Below are 16,875 nucleotides of genomic sequence, written 5' to 3'. Positions count from 1 at the left end.
TGATTCAAGTCAAATCAGAACGTCAAGTTTTCACACACAATGTTATTGAAGTAACTAATGAAACCCGTTATTAGATTTCGTCTTTAAGTGAAACTACTCAAGAAATAGCTGAACGAATTAGAGGATATTGGGGTGAAGTTACGCTGCTACCCGTAAAACGATTGCAACTATGACACATCAAACTAGTGATTCTCTAATAAAAATGCTTAAGCAAGCGGGAGCATCCCAATGGGAGCAAATTTACCAAGATAATAGATTGTCATTGCGAATGAAGCGTTCGCCCTTGGCGTTCCCGAAGGGTAGCGGAATGTTCGCCCTTGGCGTTCCCGCAGGGTAGCAATCGCAACATCTAGACTTTGCGATTGCTTCTCTACGAGACGCTCCGCGTAGCTTGCTTCTCCGAAGGAGTACGCTCCATTTCATTACGTACCCTGCGGGAACGCCAAGGGCAAACGCAATGACAAAATATGTTTTTACACATTTGGGATGCTCCCAAGCAAGCAGTGTCAGGTGTGTTTTATACAAGTGAATCAGACTATCCTTTTGAGGCAGTTCATTGGAAAATAGGAGAGTAGAATATGAAAATAATTAGGCTATCTTTAACAATCCTCAAGAGCAAGCAACCAAAGATTATGTTAGCGGTCAGTTTGGATAATTTAGCAATCAGTAATTGTTCCCTATTTTCATAAGAAAACCGATGAATCACGAACGCATAAATCATCATAATAATCGCATCCCGCATTTTAAAAAATGCCATCGGCGGACAGAACAAGTCCAAGTTCAGGTGCAAGACGACCGCACGGGTATGGATGCAGTAACGCTAAAACGCGCTCTTTTAGATAATCTCTACTACATCCAGGCGAAGGATCGAGACTGGGCAACTGCACATGATTACTACATGGCGTTGGCGTATACTGTACGTGATCGCCTACTGCACCGTTGGCTAAAAAGTGTAGAACAAACCTATCTGCACAAAGATGTCAAAATCCTCTGCTACCTATCTGCCGAATACCTAATTGGGCCGCAGTTGGGAAAAAATTTAATGAATGTCGGACTTTATCAAGAAACTCGTAATATTCTTCAAGAATTAGGCTTTAATCTTGATGATGTGTTGGAACAAGAAGACGAACCAGCATTGGGCAATGGTGGTTTAGGACGACTGGCGGCTTGCTTTTTCGATTCTCTTTCTAGCCTAGAAATGCCTGCCATTGGTTACGGTATTCGCTACGAATTCGGGATTTTTCAGCAAGTAATTCAAGATGGGTGGCAAGTAGAACGCCCAGATCGCTGGCTACGATTTGGGAATCCTTGGGAAATTCCCCGTCTCGATTATATTGTAGAAGTCAAATTCGGCGGACACACTGAGGCTTACACGGACGAACGCGGACGCTATCAAGTACGCTGGATACCAGAGCGAACCGTGTTAGGCACACCCTACGATACGCCAATTTCCGGTTATAGCAGCAATACAGTGAATACACTGCGCTTGTGGAGTGCTAAAGCCAGCGAAGATTTCAACTTGCAGATTTTTAACTCTGGGGACTTTACCGACGCTGTAGCAGATAAAGTTTTTTCCGAAAATATTACCAAAGTCCTTTATCCGAATGACCAAAACTATCAAGGTAAAGAACTTCGTTTAGAGCAGCAATACTTTTTTGTTTCTTGCTCGCTGCAAGATATAATTCGCAATTATCTACAGACACATGAGAATTTTGACCAATTCCCGGCAAAATTTGCGATCCAAATCAACGACACTCACCCATCTATTGGCATTGCAGAAATGATGCGGTTGTTAGTGGATGTTCATCAATTAGATTGGGACAAAGCGTGGGATATTACCCAGAATAGTTTTGGATTTACTAATCACACTCTGCTATCAGAAGCGTTGGAACGTTGGAATATTGATTTGTTTGGTCATTTGTTGCCCAGACATTTAGAAATTATTTTTGAAATTAACAGCAGGTTCTTAACACAGGTTCGTCTCAAGTATGCTGGAGATAATGATAAAATAGCTCGACTTTCACTGATTGAGGAAGGCGCAGAAAAGAAAGTCCGGATGGCACACCTTGCTTGTGTAGGTAGTCATGCCATTAATGGTGTTGCTGAACTACATACTGAGTTGTTAAAAAACAACTTGTTTCCAGATTTATATGAATTGTTTCCTCAAAAATTTAGCAATAAAACTAATGGGATTACTCCCCGCCGTTGGATATTACTTGCTAATCCGAAATTAGCACTGTTAATTACTAACAAGATTGGCAAAGACTGGATTAATAATTTAGATGAACTCAAGCAATTAGAAGCTTTCATAAACAATGCGGATTTTCGACAATCTTGGTGGCAGGTTAAACATGAAAACAAGCAAGATTTAGCAGAATATATTTTGCAAACAACTGGTATTGAGATAAATACCAATTCTTTGTTTGATATTCAAGTCAAACGCTTTCATGAGTATAAGCGTCAGCATTTAAATATCCTGTACATTATTACTCTCTATAATCGCATCAAGAAAAATCCCAACCTTAATATAGTACCGCGAACTGTAATTTTTGGTGGAAAGTCAGCACCTGGTTATGCAATGGCAAAGTTAATAATTAAGCTAATTAATTCTGTTGCCAATGTGATTAATAATGACGCTGATGTAGGTGACAAGCTGAAAGTAGTCTTTTTACCCAACTACAATGTTTCATTAGCACAGCGAATTTATCCTGCTGCTGACCTTTCTGAGCAAATTTCCACTGCTGGAAAGGAAGCTTCTGGTACAAGTAACATGAAGTTTGCGATTAACGGAGCGCTGACAATTGGTACACAAGACGGAGCAAATATTGAAATTCGTGAGCGCGTCGGTGCAGAAAACTTTTTTCAGTTTGGATTAACTGCTCCTGAAGTTGCTCAGCTGAAAGCGCAAGGATATAATCCGTGGAACTATTACAACAATAATCCTGAACTCAAGCAAGCAATTGACCAAATTGCTGATGGTTATTTTTCTGGTGGAAACACAGACTTATTTCAGCCATTAATAGATTCCTTAAAGAATCGGGATGAGTATATGTTATTTGCAGATTATCAATCTTATCTCGAGTGTCAACAAAAAGTTAGTCAAGCTTATCAAGAGCGGGAAAACTGGATAAGGATGTCAATATTTAACACTGCTCGCACGGGTTATTTTTCCTCAGACCGTACCATTCGTGAATATGCCCAAGATATCTGGCATCTTCAGCCAGTGAGGATTAATTTAAATGATAGTCAAGAACAAAAGACAGGCGTAAAAGTCAAAGAAGCACCATTGCCAAACATGTCACATAACGATTGAGCTACTCAAAAGTGTGTATTCGGGTGATGGTCGAGGGTTAAATATAGTTGCTTCAGATGCTTCGATAGAGCGATGCCTACGGCGGGCTACGCCTACGCTCTGTTGATGCAACTTTGACTCGCTTGTATTTTTTAAGGGCGATGCCTGCGGTAGTCACTGACTTGTACTGAGCGTAGCGATGCACTGAGCTTGTCGAAGTGTCGTTCACGTTGAAAGGGGTAGTCCTATAAACTTTCACCACACCGATGAATTAATTGTGCAATCACTCCTGTCCAGCCAGTTTGGTGGCTTGCTCCTAGGCCAGCACCATTGTCGCCATGAAAGTACTCATTGAAGGTGAGCAAATTTCGCCAATGAGGATTCGTCTGAAAAACCTCGACGGCACCGTAGACAGGTCGATGCCCGTTGGCATTTTGTAGAAAAATGCATTCAAGTCGTTTTGATAACTCGATCGCCACTTCCTTTAGCGTCATCCATTGTCCAGAATTAGTCGGACATTCTACTTTGTACTCATCCCCTAAGTATTTATGAAAGTGGTATAGGGCATCAATAAGCAGATAATTCATCGGAAACCAAATCGGGCCACGCCAGTTAGAATTGCCACCAAATAAGTTGTTTGTAGATTCAGCTGGTTCGTAGTCTACCTGATATTCTTGATCGTTGACGTGCATGATGAAGGGATGAGCTGCATGAAATTTCGATACAGAGCGAATGCCATAGGGACTTAAAAACTCGCGCTCATCTAACATGCGCTCTAAGATGCGCTTTAGCTTCTTGCCATCTAAGATTGCCAGTAAACGGCGCTGGTGTTCGCCTGTGGTATGCATACAGGCAATTCTAGTTGTAAGGTCTGGGCGATTTTTAATAAACCAATCGGAACGCTGGCGAAATCCGCTGAGTTTTTTGAGGATTTCGGGTTCGAGAATTCCGATCGCAAATAAAGGCACTAAGCCAACCAGCGATCGCACTTTCATGGGAAAATGATGCCCATCTAGGAAGTGGAGTGCATCGTAGAAGAACCCGTCCTCTTCATTCCAGAGGACAAGTTCATCCTGACCAATCCCATTCATGGCATCGGCAATTCGTAGAAAATGCTCGAAGAATTTACTGGCAATATCTTCGTAGATAGGTTCATCCATTGCCAGTTCTAGGGCAATTGTCAGCATGTTCATGCAAAACATTGCCATCCAGCTTGTACCGTCTGCCTGCTCTAAATCGCCACCTGTGGGTAGGGGGGCACTGCGATCAAACACGCCAATGTTGTCCATGCCCAAAAAGCCGCCTTGAAAAATGTTTTTACCCTCGGCATCTTTGCGGTTAACCCACCAGGTAAAGTTGAGCAGCAGCTTTTGAAATACTCCTTCCAGAAATCGTTTGTCAGCTTGTCCGTAGAATTTCTGCTCGATTTGATAGACCTGCCACGCTGCCCATGCGTGTACGGGTGGATTGACATCGCTCAGTTTCCACTCGTAGGCGGGTAACTGCCCATTAGGATGCATGTACCATTCCCGTGTTAGGCGTTGCAGTTGTCGCTTGGCAAAATCTGGATCAATCATTGCCAGTGGAATCATGTGGAATGCTAAATCCCAAGCGGCAAACCAAGGATACTCCCAGGTATCGGGCATGGAGAGAACATCATCAATATATACATGTACCCAATCTGCGTTGCGAACACTCCGACGCGAATCGGGGGGAGTCGGAGTCGCAGGGTCGCCTTTGAGCCAATCCTCGATGACGTACAGGTAAAACTGTTTACTCCACAGCATTCCCGCAAACGCCTGTCGCTGGATAATCCGCTCGTCATCGGATAGTTGAAACGGCGTAATCCGCTGATAGAATTCGTCAGCTTCTTTGATGCGATCGCTTAAAATTTCCTCGAACTCATCGCCAAATGGATCGGCAATATTAGACGAATCTGCCAGCCGTAAGCGTACAGTTTGCGTTGCACCTGGTGGAATCATCAATTTATAGTCAGCAGCAAACTTCGTGCCCATGCGGTTCGGATTCACCGCATCAGTGCGGTTGTGGATCGCATACTCATGAAAGCCATCTTTAACGTAAGGTGAGGTATTTTCCACACCATACAGCCGCTGAAAATTCGTTTCATTCTCAGTAAACAAAAGTTCTGTTGCACCTTGACAGTAAAGCCAATAGTTGCTCATGTCAGGATGAGACGCTTCAATGATGCTGAAATCTGCTTTTGAATTCAGCACCTTCAGCATCGGTTTTTTACTTTTTCCATCCCATGACCAAGTATTGCGAAACCAAAGTGACGGCAACAGACGCAATGGCTTGGCCTCAGAACCGCGATTAGCGATCGTGATTTGAATTAATATATCTTCAGCAGAGGCTTTGGCGTATTCAACGAACACATCAAAGTAGCGGTCTTCGGCAAATACACCCGTGTCAAGTAATTCAAATTCTGGTTCTTGCTTGCTGCGGCGACGGTTCTCTTCGACTAGTTGAGTATAGGGAAATGCCTGCTGTGGATATTTGTACAAGAATTTCATGTATGCATGAGTTGGCGTATTGTCAAGAAAAAAGTAGTATTCTTTAACATCTTCGCCGTGATTGCCTTCGTTGCTCGTTAGGCCAAACATCCGCTCTTTAAGGATCGGGTCTTGCTCGTTCCAGAGAGCGATCGCAAAACACAATCGCTGATGATTGTCAGAAATTCCGGCAATGCCATCTTCGCCCCAACGATAAGCACGGGATCTCGCATGGTCATGGGGAAAGTAGTCCCAAGCTGAACCATCGGGGCTGTAGTCTTCGCGGACAGTGCCCCATTGCCGCTCACTCAGGTACGATCCCCAGCGTCGCCAGTAAGCTTTGCGTTCTCGGTCTTCTTGCAAACGTTGTTCTTCTGCGGTCATAGTTCTTTTAATTTACGCTCTTTGAATGAATCACTATCAACAGGCTTTTTTCAGTCGCTTCAAGCGTATCCTGGTTTACGTCCGCCTAAGCGTTGTTCCTTGGCTTCTGGAAGTTGATGAACTGAAATTGTTGCATAAGAGCCAAGTTTTCTACCAATAATCATAAATCGGATAAAGTCGCCCAAGCCTTCAACCATGCGCGCACGATGCAATTCGCCACAATCAACAGGGTTGAAGCCGATATCTGTTATTAAGCCGATCACAGTCTGCTTTGCCTGCTCGTTATCGCTGCATACAAAGCACGAAACTTGATATTGCTTAAGTGGGTCTGGACTGAGTTCAAACACTTCTTGAGCAAAGGTGTTAAAGGCTTTGACTAAATGGGCATTTGGTACATCAGCGGCAAACTTTTCAGCAATTGATTCTGCAATTGGTTCAAAAGCAAACTCTTCAGGAATGGGTGAATTATTACAATCAATCAGTATTTTGTTTGCCAGCACATCGATTGAAGAAAAAACCTTAGAGGGTAACTCCCGCACGCCATAAAAAATTACGTCTGCAAACGCTGCTGCTTCATCATTTGTGCCCCCCTTGGCACCGTGTCCCGCAAGTTCTGCAATCGCTTTTGTTTTCGCTGCCTCACGGGAACCAAAGAAAACCTCGTGTCCCCGTTGTGCCCAAAGAATTCCTACCGACCTGCCCATATTACCTGAGCCAATAATGCCAATTTTCATAGGATTGAGTTTTCTAATTCATCAGTAAATAACCAAATTTCGTGGACGAGTCTTTGATACTCGTGAATGAGTCTTTGATACTCGTGAATGAGTCTTTGATACTCGTGGACGAGTCTTTAATACTCGTGAATGAGTCTTTAATACTCGTGAACGAGTCTTTGATACTCGTGGACGAGTCTTTAATACTCGTGAATGAGTCTTTGATACTCGTGGACGAGTCTTTAATACTCGTGAATGAGTCTTTGAGCTTCATTAATGAGTCTCTAATTTTCCCTGCCCCCCTCCTCTCCCAAAAGGTAGTAATTTTCGCAATCAAATAATGTTTGTACAGTTTCGCCATGATTCATGCTTTATTCTCTCAAGATTCAGCCAAGACCACCGTTACAGTGGATCGTTTGTCCATTAATCCAACCACCTTGTTGACTAAGTAAAAAAACCACAGTATCCGCAATATCTTCTGGATTTCCCAGGCGCTTCATGGGAGTATTGTCGATAATAGATTGAATATCGTCTTGAGTTTTGCCTTGTCGCATCTTAGCGGTGTCTGTGGCTCCAGGCGCGATCGCGTTGACTGTAATTTGACGACTTGATAATTCTTTAGCATGAATGTAGGTAAATTTTTCAATTGCCGCTTTTGCAGCCGCATAAACCGCTGCATCAGGTCGATTGAGACGGGTGACAACCGAGGAAAAGTTAATAATGCGTCCGCCTGGTTGCAGGTACTTTTCGGCTTCTCGCGAACACAGAAATGTACTGCGAACATTTACCGCAAGCATTTTGTCGAAGTCGCTGTCTGTAGTTTTAGCAATCGGCGCGTCTTCTGATTTCCACCCAGCATTGTTGATTAGTGCATCCACTCGTCCAAATTCACTTATCGTTTGCTCAAATAAACGTTGGACATCCTTAGCATTACTGACATCGGCTTGCAATGCGATCGCGCTTCCAGCAGCAGATTTTATCGCTGCCACAGTTGCTGTAGCACCTTCTTCGCTACTAGCGTAGTTGACGACAACCAATGCACCTTCTTTGCCCAAACGTGTGGCGATCGCTTGTCCAATTCCACGCGAAGCACCAGTAACAATTACAACTTTCCCGGTAAATTCTTGATTCATAAGGTTTTGTACAGTGTTGAACTACTATTTTTAAACGTAGCCACCGCCTGCTTGAAAAGTCTGTCCTGTAAGGAATGCGGCATTTTTCACTAACAACAAATGCGATGACATCGGCTCTCCTGTTTAAAAAGTGCTGAGTGCTGAGTTAGCAGTTAGTCGTCAGTTGCCAGTAGTTATTCTTCCCTGCCCCCTACTTTCTTTAAACGCCGGGATTACGAGAACAGTTCTGTTGTATCTGTGTAAAATCTGACGGAAGTTACTGAACCTGCTTGATTGCGATCGGTGAAGGCGACTGCTCGCAGGGTTATAGCCTCTCCATCTTGGCGTTTGTAATGGTTTAAGGCTTCTAGAACAAAAAACAAATCGCTGCCGTAAATGTTCAGTAAGTCGTGTTCCAAGCTATCAAATGTCGTCCAGTAATTCGAGAGAAACTGGACAATCACTTCTTTTCCTTGAACAGGAGGATGATTGTTGGAGAGCATAACGCAATCCTCTGCAAGAAAGCTGCTATACAGTTCAACGTTTTTAGTATCTATAGCTTGTAAATAAGCGAGATACCATTCGTAGTTCTGGGGTGAAAGTTGATTAATTCTCAGCTTGTCAGTTTTCACAGGCTTATTGTTCCTGATAGTTCCACAGCAAGCCACCGTCAACAAAAAAGGTGGAACCTGTAATGTAATCGGCATCGGATGAAGCTAAGAATGCCACTAAGTTTGAGACATCCTCTGGTTTGCCTAAGCGTCCTAGCGGAATATTTTTTACCAGGGCGTTGAGTTTTTCTTTATCTTCGAGTAAATTTTTGTTAATTGGAGTGACGATCGCCCCTGGAGCAACATTATTAATTGTGATTCCTAATGGGCCTAACTCCACTGCCAAATTTCGCATCATCATCTTAACGCCGCCTTTGCTGACGCAATATGAAGTGAAATGGGGAAATGGCAGTTCTTCGTGAACTGAGCTAATGTTAATGATTTTGCCAGGACGGTTTGTTTGCTTGAGATGCTTCACAAAAGCTTGAGCAGCAAAGAACACACCTTTCAAATTGACATCTGTCACTTTGTCGTAGTCTTCTTCACTCACGTCCCAAAAGTCTGCTCGTTTTTCCAGTCCAGCATTGTTCACGAGAATGTCTACTTGGCCGAAGCGATCAATACTTTCACTAATTAATCGTTGAACTTCACTAACTTGTCCTAGATCAGCTTGAATTGTTGCATCTACATTAGATTGCGCCATGTGACATTTGCCGCCAGCGGCCTGCACTTGCTTTAATGTTTCCTGCGCCCCTTCTGGATGAGAGCGGTAGTTAATCACTACACTAGCTCCATCTTGAGCTAGGCGGATAGCGATCGCTTGTCCGATCCCTTGACTACTGCCCGTTACCAACGCCACTTTTCCATTAAGTTTCATCGAGTTCTCCTTTTACAGTTGAAAATTGCTTGAATTTATGAATAAGATTCTTTGCGGCAAGGTGCGCTGACGTTCTTGAAAATACTGCGGTAATGAGGTACATGAAACAGCTTGCAGGTCAAAATATCTTGCTTGTGTGCCCCAATCATCTTTAAAAAATTAAAGGCTCCTACTGCAAGTAAGGAGCCTAATGAAGGGGCAATGCCATAAATCCATTGATCCTGCCAATTACCGCTAACGAATGCAGGGCCAAAGCTACGGGCAGGATTGAGACTCGTACCAGAAATTGGTGATTCTAACCAAACCATTGTTGCCACCAACAGCCATGTCATTAAAGGTGTCCACCGTAGTAGCCGATGCTGACTGAGGAAAATAAAAATCGCGAAAACAAGCAAGAAGGTCATGCTAACTTCCGCAAAGAAGACAACGCCAAGGGAATAGCTATTGCTTGGTAACGTCATGCCGTTTTTAAGGTTGGTAGCGTATTCTTTCCAAACACCAATTAAAACTGTGGCTCCTAAAATCGCACCAAGAAACTGCCCAAAGACATATCCTACAAAATCTATACGGTGCATTTTTCCACGTACCCAAAACGCGAGTGACAAAGCAGGATTGATGTGCGCCCCGCTAAGTTTGCCTAACGGTGAGATAGCAATCAACGATCCCGTACCTGCAAACATCAACCCGGTCAATAGTAGACGAGAACTGGGACTAGGAATCCATTGTTCCATTGGCAAGCCGGCACTAAAGTTGAAAACGACAGCACTCAAACCTACAAAAACCAGCAGGGCGGTTCCTAAAAGTTCTGCTGCATACTCTGCCCAATGCAATTGTCTCCAGCGAATGAGAGCAACCATGATTCACTTTGGATGTATTAGTGAAAACTGCCATTAATTTAAATTATTTTGCTCTATTCACAATTAGCATGTATATTCGTTTCATTAAAGTAGGGACAAAAAAGTAACATAGGAACTGAAACAGACGTATATACTATGAACCGCCTGAACCCACTTGTCCTGCGGAACTGACACTAAAGTTCATCGAGGGACGTTGGAAAATTATAATCTTGTGGCATCTGGCGCGGGGAGTGAAGCGTTCTTCCCAGCTTTCTCAAGCAATTACAGGTATTTCCCGTCGTGTATTAACCCAGCAACTAAGACAAATGGAGCAAGACGGACTTGTTAACCGAGAGGTTTTTGCTCAAGTGCCACCCCGCGTAGACTACTCATTAACGCCTCTAGGTGAAAGTTTAATGCCGATTGTTGAGGCAATGTGCGAGTGGGCGCATATCCATCGAGACAAACTACCTCAGCCATAAAAGAGTGTTTCTTAAATTGGTAATAAGCTTTAAGGGCGATCGCTCTAGTAAAATCAAAAACTACCCACATCATGTAGGTGGAGAACAAAAGAGATTGTATATCTTTTATCTCTTACCGAACAGCTTCGGCAAGCACATCAGCTAGACGGTAGCCTGCCAAACTCATTTGACGTTCGGCAATAGGTTTAGCGCTAGCAGCATAATTTTGCGGTAAAAGCTTTCCATTATTCTTGTCACTGCTGCCAGAAAGTTTCCCATTCAAATATACTTTTTGTTTTGCTATTGTAAAACTCTCTAATTTTGCCCAATTATTAAATTTAGTTTCTCTTAATTCTGGCAATTTACTACGTTGATAGGAAGCTCTTATCTTGGTTGCGGTGTTGCGAACAGTTTGAAAGTTTTCTGAGCCTAGTATGAGGTCATCCCAGAATTTATGCAAACTGATTGTTTGACTATTTGGGTTAACTCTAATATAAAAACGTGTACCACCTCCATCACCTTCTGGTTCTTTATACTGGTTAGTTATTAATTTGGTAGTATGCAATGGCTGATGCACATCTCCTACTAGATGGAATAGCCAGCATATTGCAACTGCTTTTTCGCTGTTGGAAGCATTACTTTGAACAATATCAAGATTTTTTTGAAAAGCAAATATAATATTTTCTTCACCTGGAATTTCACGCTTGTTTGAGTTTGAAGAACTGCCTGGTTGATAAGGAAAATTGATATAGTGCCAAGTTGGGTGATTAAATGTTTGGTTAGTGCGGGCTTCATCTGGCCATTTTGCAGCCCACATAAACAAGTACAAATTTTTATTTTCAGAAGAAGTATTAGACTGATTGAGAGAATTCCACTGCTGCTCAAATTTAGAGTACTCAGGGTGTTCTCTTAAAATCGCGGCAATTTTATCGATGACTTGTTGATGATTCTGCTTGAGTTCACTGTAGGCGATCGCTCCTGATACCATGTGGCCAGTTTTATTCCAAGCAAAAGCCGGGTACTGCCACATCAGGATTGTTGATAATGCTGTCAATAAACAAAATTTAGCGAAAGAATGTAACTTCAGCATAAAATTCTTTGTCAGAAAATACAGAGTAAGCCATAGTCCCTACCATTAGTGTGGGGATTTTATTTTGTTGACTGGGATGCGATGGCGTACCCGCCCACCGTAGGTGATCGCTGCTTGTAGCCTCTGTTGCAATCGGGTATATCGCTCCTGCGATTTTGTAGAACGAACGCACATACTTATCGCCTTCTTGCTGCCAATAATAATCGCCAGCCTCTTAGCACGAGTCAGCCCCGTATCAAGTAAATTCGAGTTAAAATCATGTATACAACAATACCTTTGCCAAAATGCGAGCCTACAAAAATTTTGGCAAAAATGGCAAAATGACTCATACATAAGCGTAAGGCATACAAGGTAGCTTGAAAGCTCAAACTCTTGATACCGCGGGCAATACGTTAAAAAATGCTTGCGGGAAACCTTGAAGGAATTTTTAGGGCTTATTGTTTTTGCCAAACCTTTGAGAACAGAACGTTAATACATCAATACATCAACTCAGCCTCGTAAATTGGTGAAGTATTGTTTTAGCGATCACATTTTTTGTCTCACACCTCACAAAATCGCATTGCTCCCGCATAACTCCTAGAAAGTTGCAGACACGACTAATGAAGAAAAAGTTAATATAAGCAGAAAAGGTAACTAATGATGACTGGACGAGAATTTCCGAACTGGGAAGCGCTCTATCAGGAAAAACCCGTTGAAACCATGCCTTGGTTCAATCCCAGCTTAGATGCGGATGTCGAGGAAGCTCTCCTCAACCTTGAACTGAGGAATGGTTCGGTACTGGATTTGGGAACAGGACCGGGAACCCAAGCGTTCGCGCTAGCCCAACGAGGATTTCAGGTGATGGCGACAGATTTGTCAGAGACGGCCATTCGCCAGGCAGCAGCAAAAGCAAACCAGAAGGGATTAGAAATTTCGTTTCAGCAAGATGACATTCTCAACAGTCGTCTGGAAAAATCTTTCGATTTGATTTTAGACAGAGGGTGCTTCCATGTTCTGCCACCCCAAAGCAGAGGGACTTATGTGCAAACAGTCGCGAACTTATTAAAGCCTAAGTACTACCTGTTGTTGAAATGCTTCAGTCATCTGGAAACAGGAGAACAAGGTCCTTACCGCTTTACCCCAGAGGAGATTCAGCAGATATTTACAGAGCGATTTTATCTGCGTTCGGCTAAACAAACAGTCTATCATGGGACACTCGATCCACTCCCCAAAGCACTCTTGTGCATTCTAGAAAAGCAAAGTTAGAACTCATTGATTGGTATCCAATGTTCACTGGCAATTATCCTGAGTGTGCTACATTCTTTGACAAATATTATACTAATCGTGTGCATTGGGATTGCCCAAACCCTGAGCCTACGGTTCAAAAAGCCTACGCAGTTGGAAATTTTCCGTATAGCACCAGTTTATTCAGTTCACCCAAGCGATGGCGTAACCGCTACACGACCAGGTGATCGCCCCTTTACCCTATTGATTTCCTGGCTTGAATTGCTGCAATTCGATGTTGTACTCTGTTTTTAGAGTTCGGGCTTGCAAATGAACATAGGAATAATCTCGCCAAAAAGTAGCGGGTTTTTAGAAGTGATGCCAGAGGGTGAAGGCAGCGACTATTGGCAGATTGCCGCCGTACACATCAATGGTAAAGCTTTCTGCCCTAGCCCGAAGCTTTATCGCTGTGAACAGGTGGCATTAGCAGTGGCTGCACAAATTTCTGATTGGATAGCTGAACACGAACACCAAATCAGTGATGGGGCTTGCTACTGCTCTGTTTTGAAGCTGGCCCTATGGCAGCAACCGAAAGCTTAATTGACCTTATATTAATAGCTGCTTAGAGTAATCCTGAGTCCCTGCTTTGAGTGTGGGGATTTTACTTTGTAGGTGCGATGGCTACGCCCGCCCTTAGCATCGCGTTTTGCCCTCTCTGTTGCGATCACGACAAAAGTGTGCAATTTTTCCTCTCTGCGAGATACTACGTGAACGCTTGATTTTATGAAAGGCGATCGCTCTTGAGGGACACCGCAGGCTTGTTGCCCGTAGCTATCAATTGTTGGCTGGGCTGGTTTGGGTTTGAGGAAGCTTAAGAATGGAATGACGGCGAGAAACGCAACTATTACCAGGGTTCCCAAATTAGGGGGTGTGATCGCCTCTCCATTTTCTTTTTTCTTAGAGGAAAGTAGGCGATAAGCTCCGGAATACTTTAACAGTGACCAGTGACCAGTTATCAGTTATCAATGATGTATTTCTAAGCTCTTTGAAGTCCCCGACTTCAACAGTGACTAGTGAACAGTGACCAGTGACCAGTGAACAGTCGGATTCTTTTTGGTAACTGGTAACTAATAACTGGTAACTGATTTATCTCCAACTCTTTCCTGTAATAACTGGTAACTGCTTTAATTCCTTCCACGAGTGCGATGGCGTACCCGCCCTTTCCGGTGGCGATCGCCTGATTGTGATGGATTTCCTCGCTTGTATAAGTCACCAACAGCGATCGCTTTTGATTATCCTCTCTTCACTTGACCACAGTATGAGTTGTATTTATCACTCTTGGCAGATGAAAGAGCGTTAATAGCAATAAAAGCTAGTGAGGTGATAACTAACAGTTAGAGTAAAAATGTATGCCCTATCAAGATATAGCGGATTTACCAGACTCCGTGAAAAAGCATCTACCCAAGCACGCGGCGGAAATATTCTTGGCTGCGTTTAACAATGCGCTCTCTGAATATGGCGAAGAAGAGACAGCATTTAAAGTTGCCTGAGCAGCAGTTAAACGTGACTACGAAAAAGGTTCAGATGATCATTGGCACAAAAAAGCAGAGTAAATTCTACTACACCGAATCATTCATCCACCCGCATTCCGAGCTGTGTAATCCCGGTTAAACTCATACCCGCACTGAGGGCATTTGCCAGTAAATAAAGGATGCGTATCTAGCAGCTGTAACTGTTCTTCTCTTGTCCAGTGCTGTTGCAGTTGCAAAATTAGTTCGCCGTTGTAGTAGGTTGCCCCCTCCGGTTGCCACAGTTCTGCTGGTTCAATGTCGGGGTCTTCTCGAAAGTCCAAACAACTATTCCCCTGTAGCCCATCAAGGTGAACGGCACAGACGAGGTGAGGATTATGTGAGTAGAGAAGGCAGCGATGCCAAAGGCGGGCTATGCCTACGCACTGGGGAATTTTCATAGTACCAGTGTACTGCTTTGAAGCAAGCGATATCTACGATAAGCTCCGCTAACGCCACATGTAAGGGCGGGTACGCCATCGCACCAAAGGCAATTTTTCCTGTAAGAATTTCAGGAGTGCAATCGCTTAAAGCGTGCAACTTTGACTCGCTTGAATTTTTTAGGGTGAGGCGACACCGAATAGCCAAAGTTTTCTAGTAACCGTCAACAGTGAACTGTAGCTTTAGCAGTTTGTTGCTTGCGTTTGATTTTAAATGCTAGTGCGATCGTTGCCAGCACACCAAGAATAGTATTAGGTTCTGGGACTGAAACCTGATTACCCACAGTTCCTGTTTTGTCAATGTCTACCAACATCTTTCCAGTATTGTCACTATAGAAATTATCGTTTACAGCCAGGAACAAAAACTTCGCTGTGGTGGGAATCTTAAGTGTCGTCTCACCGAAGATACCAAAGACACCATCAAATAATGTTTGTTGACCGCAGGTTCTGGTCGGGTCACTCAGGTTTGCACCACTGCACATATAAGCATTTTTGGCACTATCAAAACTAGAGCCTGGGGAGGCGCTAGAATCAAATAAAGTACGAGAAGTCCAGGTGTTCTGAGTGTAGCCATATTGATTAGCATCTTGCTTATTGAGGTCTACAGCACCAACCACACGTTTTTCAGAAGATGCATCAAGAAGCTGATCTGAAGTACTGAACACCCCTATCATGTCGCTCCTTTGATCTGGACTCCAAACACTCGTGTTAAATATACCAGAAATATTCAGGCTGATGAAGTCGCCACTAGTCAAACCCAAATCTGCTAGGGATATGGCTTTAGTGTTACCAGCAATAGTATTCACATTATTGTAATAAGTTGTGTCAGCGTAGGTTCTCAAAAAGGTGTATGTAGGATCGATTGTTAGAGATGCTGCCTGAGCTTTGTTAACGGTAGAGAATGCTCCTAATCCTGCCAAACTAGAAACTATTAAAGCACCCAGAAGTTTTTTCATATCACTGTATTGATTTTGTGTAAATCTATCTTAAGCATTAATCTATAAGATTGGTATGATTTTACACATTTAATTCAGTGATTTTTCGATAAAGTTTATTGTGTTTTTTCAGGATTTATACTTAGATTAATTAAACTATTTTTTACCTTTTTAAATTGAGATCATGTCCGCTTGATTACTTATTAAACCCGAAGAACCCCAAAAAGCCAAAGCTACGCTTCGTCTCCCCTAAGAGCAAGCCTACGGTGTACAGACAAGTCCTAAAATCCTTGCCTGGTAAGATATAAGCCGTATATTGGCATTAACCTTGCTTTCACTGCTCTACTATCTTTAGATGCGATCGCTCTTGAGCGGTATCCTACAGAACTAAAATTTGTCTGTATATATATATGGATTTGGTAGTCATAATGATTAATATCTATAGAATTCCTCAAGCTAGTTTTGCAAGTCGCCGCTAAAAATTCAACGGTAGCGATCGCATGGATGTTCGTTCATCATCCGCCAGTAATACCCAGTAGGCGGCGACGACACCCTACCACCACAACGATACAAAAAGATTGGCTCACCAGAGCGCACAACTTTTTTAACTTTTTGCTCCAGGCTGGAATCTGGGTTATCGCTGTCGTACCAAATAATGTGCGACTTTCCTTCATATCCAGCCGCCATTAAGCTAGCAAACAACCATTCCATCAGTGATTGAATTTGCTCCGGGTCAACGCAGCTGCTCGGTTGCCCGTAGCAATCAATAGTTGGCTGGGCTGGTTTGGGTTTGAGAAAGTTTAAGAATGTAATGACGGCGAGAAACGCAACTATTACCAGGGTTCCTATTTGTTGAGGCGATGCCTACGGCGGTAAACTACGCTCTTGACTGACTTTACCCTA

Annotated in this window: 20 protein-coding genes; 7 read left to right on the top strand and 13 right to left on the bottom strand. The window is 43.2% G+C overall.

The features are described 5' to 3' along the window. Positions 1 to 169 precede the first annotated feature (169 nt). The 3 genes from V7L29_RS01075 to V7L29_RS01070 all read left to right on the top strand — a co-directional run bounded on the left by V7L29_RS01075 (position 170) and on the right by V7L29_RS01070 (position 3,313). On the top strand, positions 170 to 337 hold the full coding sequence (locus tag V7L29_RS01075) for a hypothetical protein (protein ID WP_334693490.1): 168 nt from the start codon (positions 170 to 172) through the stop codon (positions 335 to 337). A gap of 130 nt (positions 338 to 467) precedes the next feature. After that, on the top strand, positions 468 to 575 hold the full coding sequence (locus V7L29_RS35350; protein ID WP_442944107.1) for a nuclease A inhibitor family protein: 108 nt from the start codon (positions 468 to 470) through the stop codon (positions 573 to 575). Between the two features lie 122 nt (positions 576 to 697). Next, complete coding sequence (locus V7L29_RS01070; protein WP_334734260.1) at positions 698 to 3,313, top strand: glycogen/starch/alpha-glucan phosphorylase; 2,616 nt, start codon at positions 698 to 700, stop codon at positions 3,311 to 3,313. A gap of 224 nt (positions 3,314 to 3,537) precedes the next feature. On the opposite strand, the gene V7L29_RS01065 is transcribed toward V7L29_RS01070, so the two are convergent. From V7L29_RS01065 to V7L29_RS01040, 6 genes are all read right to left on the bottom strand, one after another. Then, positions 3,538 to 6,186 (bottom strand): MGH1-like glycoside hydrolase domain-containing protein, encoded by a 2,649-nt coding sequence (locus V7L29_RS01065; RefSeq protein WP_334734259.1) that lies wholly within the window; start codon positions 6,184 to 6,186, stop codon positions 3,538 to 3,540. A 59-nt stretch (positions 6,187 to 6,245) separates the two neighbouring features. Beyond that, complete coding sequence (locus tag V7L29_RS01060) at positions 6,246 to 6,920, bottom strand: NADPH-dependent F420 reductase (protein ID WP_334693487.1); 675 nt, start codon at positions 6,918 to 6,920, stop codon at positions 6,246 to 6,248. Positions 6,921 to 7,285: 365 nt separating this feature from the next. Next, positions 7,286 to 8,032 carry a glucose 1-dehydrogenase gene (locus tag V7L29_RS01055; RefSeq protein ID WP_334693486.1) on the bottom strand — a complete coding sequence of 249 codons (747 nt, stop codon included), beginning with the start codon at positions 8,030 to 8,032 and terminating at the stop codon, positions 7,286 to 7,288. 212 nt (positions 8,033 to 8,244) lie between these two features. Next, on the bottom strand, positions 8,245 to 8,643 hold the full coding sequence (locus V7L29_RS01050) for a nuclear transport factor 2 family protein (protein WP_334734258.1): 399 nt from the start codon (positions 8,641 to 8,643) through the stop codon (positions 8,245 to 8,247). 4 nt (positions 8,644 to 8,647) lie between these two features. Continuing rightward, positions 8,648 to 9,439, bottom strand: coding sequence for a glucose 1-dehydrogenase (locus V7L29_RS01045; RefSeq protein ID WP_334734257.1), 792 nt, complete (start codon positions 9,437 to 9,439; stop codon positions 8,648 to 8,650). 35 nt (positions 9,440 to 9,474) lie between these two features. Further along, complete coding sequence (locus V7L29_RS01040) at positions 9,475 to 10,296, bottom strand: MIP/aquaporin family protein (protein WP_334693483.1); 822 nt, start codon at positions 10,294 to 10,296, stop codon at positions 9,475 to 9,477. A gap of 128 nt (positions 10,297 to 10,424) precedes the next feature. Between V7L29_RS01040 and V7L29_RS01035 the strand changes: the two genes are divergently transcribed. Beyond that, positions 10,425 to 10,757, top strand: coding sequence for a winged helix-turn-helix transcriptional regulator (locus tag V7L29_RS01035; protein ID WP_442944108.1), 333 nt, complete (start codon positions 10,425 to 10,427; stop codon positions 10,755 to 10,757). 112 nt (positions 10,758 to 10,869) lie between these two features. On the opposite strand, the gene V7L29_RS01030 is transcribed toward V7L29_RS01035, so the two are convergent. Next, positions 10,870 to 11,766 carry a S1/P1 nuclease gene (locus V7L29_RS01030; RefSeq protein ID WP_334734255.1) on the bottom strand — a complete coding sequence of 299 codons (897 nt, stop codon included), beginning with the start codon at positions 11,764 to 11,766 and terminating at the stop codon, positions 10,870 to 10,872. A 105-nt stretch (positions 11,767 to 11,871) separates the two neighbouring features. Further along, positions 11,872 to 12,000 carry a hypothetical protein gene (locus tag V7L29_RS01025; protein ID WP_334734254.1) on the bottom strand — a complete coding sequence of 43 codons (129 nt, stop codon included), beginning with the start codon at positions 11,998 to 12,000 and terminating at the stop codon, positions 11,872 to 11,874. A gap of 462 nt (positions 12,001 to 12,462) precedes the next feature. Here V7L29_RS01025 and V7L29_RS01020 point away from each other — a divergent pair, with 462 nt between their 5' ends. Further along, positions 12,463 to 13,071, top strand: a complete 609-nt coding sequence (locus V7L29_RS01020) for a class I SAM-dependent methyltransferase (protein WP_334734253.1) — start codon at positions 12,463 to 12,465, stop codon at positions 13,069 to 13,071. 288 nt (positions 13,072 to 13,359) lie between these two features. Next, positions 13,360 to 13,629 (top strand): hypothetical protein, encoded by a 270-nt coding sequence (locus V7L29_RS01015; protein WP_334734252.1) that lies wholly within the window; start codon positions 13,360 to 13,362, stop codon positions 13,627 to 13,629. Between the two features lie 11 nt (positions 13,630 to 13,640). Here V7L29_RS01015 and V7L29_RS01010 read toward each other — a convergent pair whose 3' ends face one another. Together V7L29_RS01010 and V7L29_RS01005 are read right to left on the bottom strand one after the other, a co-directional pair. Then, positions 13,641 to 13,949, bottom strand: a complete 309-nt coding sequence (locus V7L29_RS01010; protein WP_334734251.1) for a hypothetical protein — start codon at positions 13,947 to 13,949, stop codon at positions 13,641 to 13,643. A 140-nt stretch (positions 13,950 to 14,089) separates the two neighbouring features. Beyond that, the gene (locus V7L29_RS01005) at positions 14,090 to 14,302 is read right to left on the bottom strand and encodes a hypothetical protein (RefSeq protein WP_334734250.1); all 213 of its coding nucleotides are present in this window, start codon (positions 14,300 to 14,302) and stop codon (positions 14,090 to 14,092) included. A 136-nt stretch (positions 14,303 to 14,438) separates the two neighbouring features. On the opposite strand from V7L29_RS01005, the gene V7L29_RS01000 reads away from it, so the two are divergent. Continuing rightward, entirely contained in the window at positions 14,439 to 14,579 is a 141-nt protein-coding gene (locus V7L29_RS01000; protein WP_334734249.1) for a ChaB family protein, read from the top strand. 83 nt (positions 14,580 to 14,662) lie between these two features. Here V7L29_RS01000 and V7L29_RS00995 read toward each other — a convergent pair whose 3' ends face one another. The 3 genes from V7L29_RS00995 to V7L29_RS00985 form a co-directional block, all read right to left on the bottom strand. Then, positions 14,663 to 14,998: a hypothetical protein gene (locus V7L29_RS00995; protein WP_334734248.1), complete on the bottom strand. Its 336-nt coding sequence runs from the start codon at positions 14,996 to 14,998 to the stop codon at positions 14,663 to 14,665. 203 nt (positions 14,999 to 15,201) lie between these two features. Beyond that, positions 15,202 to 15,993: a PEP-CTERM sorting domain-containing protein gene (locus V7L29_RS00990; RefSeq protein ID WP_334734247.1), complete on the bottom strand. Its 792-nt coding sequence runs from the start codon at positions 15,991 to 15,993 to the stop codon at positions 15,202 to 15,204. Positions 15,994 to 16,455: 462 nt separating this feature from the next. After that, positions 16,456 to 16,683 (bottom strand): hypothetical protein, encoded by a 228-nt coding sequence (locus V7L29_RS00985; RefSeq protein WP_334734246.1) that lies wholly within the window; start codon positions 16,681 to 16,683, stop codon positions 16,456 to 16,458. Positions 16,684 to 16,875 lie beyond the last annotated feature (192 nt).

This window comes from Nostoc sp., from assembly GCF_036916575.1.
Taxonomy (GTDB): domain Bacteria; phylum Cyanobacteriota; class Cyanobacteriia; order Cyanobacteriales; family Nostocaceae; genus Nostoc.
Note: the sequence above shows the minus strand (reverse complement) of the source record. Positions and strands in the feature narration are given on the sequence as shown.

What these genes read in the sequence shown, in the direction of transcription:
- V7L29_RS35350 (WP_442944107.1), top strand. Translation starts at nt 468, where the DNA reads ATGTTTTTACACATTTGGGATGCTCCCAAGCAAGCAGTGTCAGGTGTG.
- V7L29_RS01075 (WP_334693490.1), top strand. Translation starts at nt 170, where the DNA reads ATGACACATCAAACTAGTGATTCTCTAATAAAAATGCTTAAGCAAGCG.
- V7L29_RS01040 (WP_334693483.1), bottom strand. Translation starts at nt 10,296, where the DNA reads ATGGTTGCTCTCATTCGCTGGAGACAATTGCATTGGGCAGAGTATGCA.
- V7L29_RS01030 (WP_334734255.1), bottom strand. Translation starts at nt 11,766, where the DNA reads ATGTGGCAGTACCCGGCTTTTGCTTGGAATAAAACTGGCCACATGGTA.
- V7L29_RS01020 (WP_334734253.1), top strand. Translation starts at nt 12,463, where the DNA reads ATGATGACTGGACGAGAATTTCCGAACTGGGAAGCGCTCTATCAGGAA.
- V7L29_RS01060 (WP_334693487.1), bottom strand. Translation starts at nt 6,920, where the DNA reads ATGAAAATTGGCATTATTGGCTCAGGTAATATGGGCAGGTCGGTAGGA.
- V7L29_RS01045 (WP_334734257.1), bottom strand. Translation starts at nt 9,439, where the DNA reads ATGAAACTTAATGGAAAAGTGGCGTTGGTAACGGGCAGTAGTCAAGGG.
- V7L29_RS00985 (WP_334734246.1), bottom strand. Translation starts at nt 16,683, where the DNA reads ATGGAATGGTTGTTTGCTAGCTTAATGGCGGCTGGATATGAAGGAAAG.
- V7L29_RS00995 (WP_334734248.1), bottom strand. Translation starts at nt 14,998, where the DNA reads ATGAAAATTCCCCAGTGCGTAGGCATAGCCCGCCTTTGGCATCGCTGC.
- V7L29_RS01025 (WP_334734254.1), bottom strand. Translation starts at nt 12,000, where the DNA reads ATGTGCGTTCGTTCTACAAAATCGCAGGAGCGATATACCCGATTGCAA.
- V7L29_RS01055 (WP_334693486.1), bottom strand. Translation starts at nt 8,032, where the DNA reads ATGAATCAAGAATTTACCGGGAAAGTTGTAATTGTTACTGGTGCTTCG.
- V7L29_RS01000 (WP_334734249.1), top strand. Translation starts at nt 14,439, where the DNA reads ATGCCCTATCAAGATATAGCGGATTTACCAGACTCCGTGAAAAAGCAT.
- V7L29_RS01065 (WP_334734259.1), bottom strand. Translation starts at nt 6,186, where the DNA reads ATGACCGCAGAAGAACAACGTTTGCAAGAAGACCGAGAACGCAAAGCT.
- V7L29_RS01015 (WP_334734252.1), top strand. Translation starts at nt 13,360, where the DNA reads ATGAACATAGGAATAATCTCGCCAAAAAGTAGCGGGTTTTTAGAAGTG.
- V7L29_RS00990 (WP_334734247.1), bottom strand. Translation starts at nt 15,993, where the DNA reads ATGAAAAAACTTCTGGGTGCTTTAATAGTTTCTAGTTTGGCAGGATTA.
- V7L29_RS01070 (WP_334734260.1), top strand. Translation starts at nt 698, where the DNA reads ATGAATCACGAACGCATAAATCATCATAATAATCGCATCCCGCATTTT.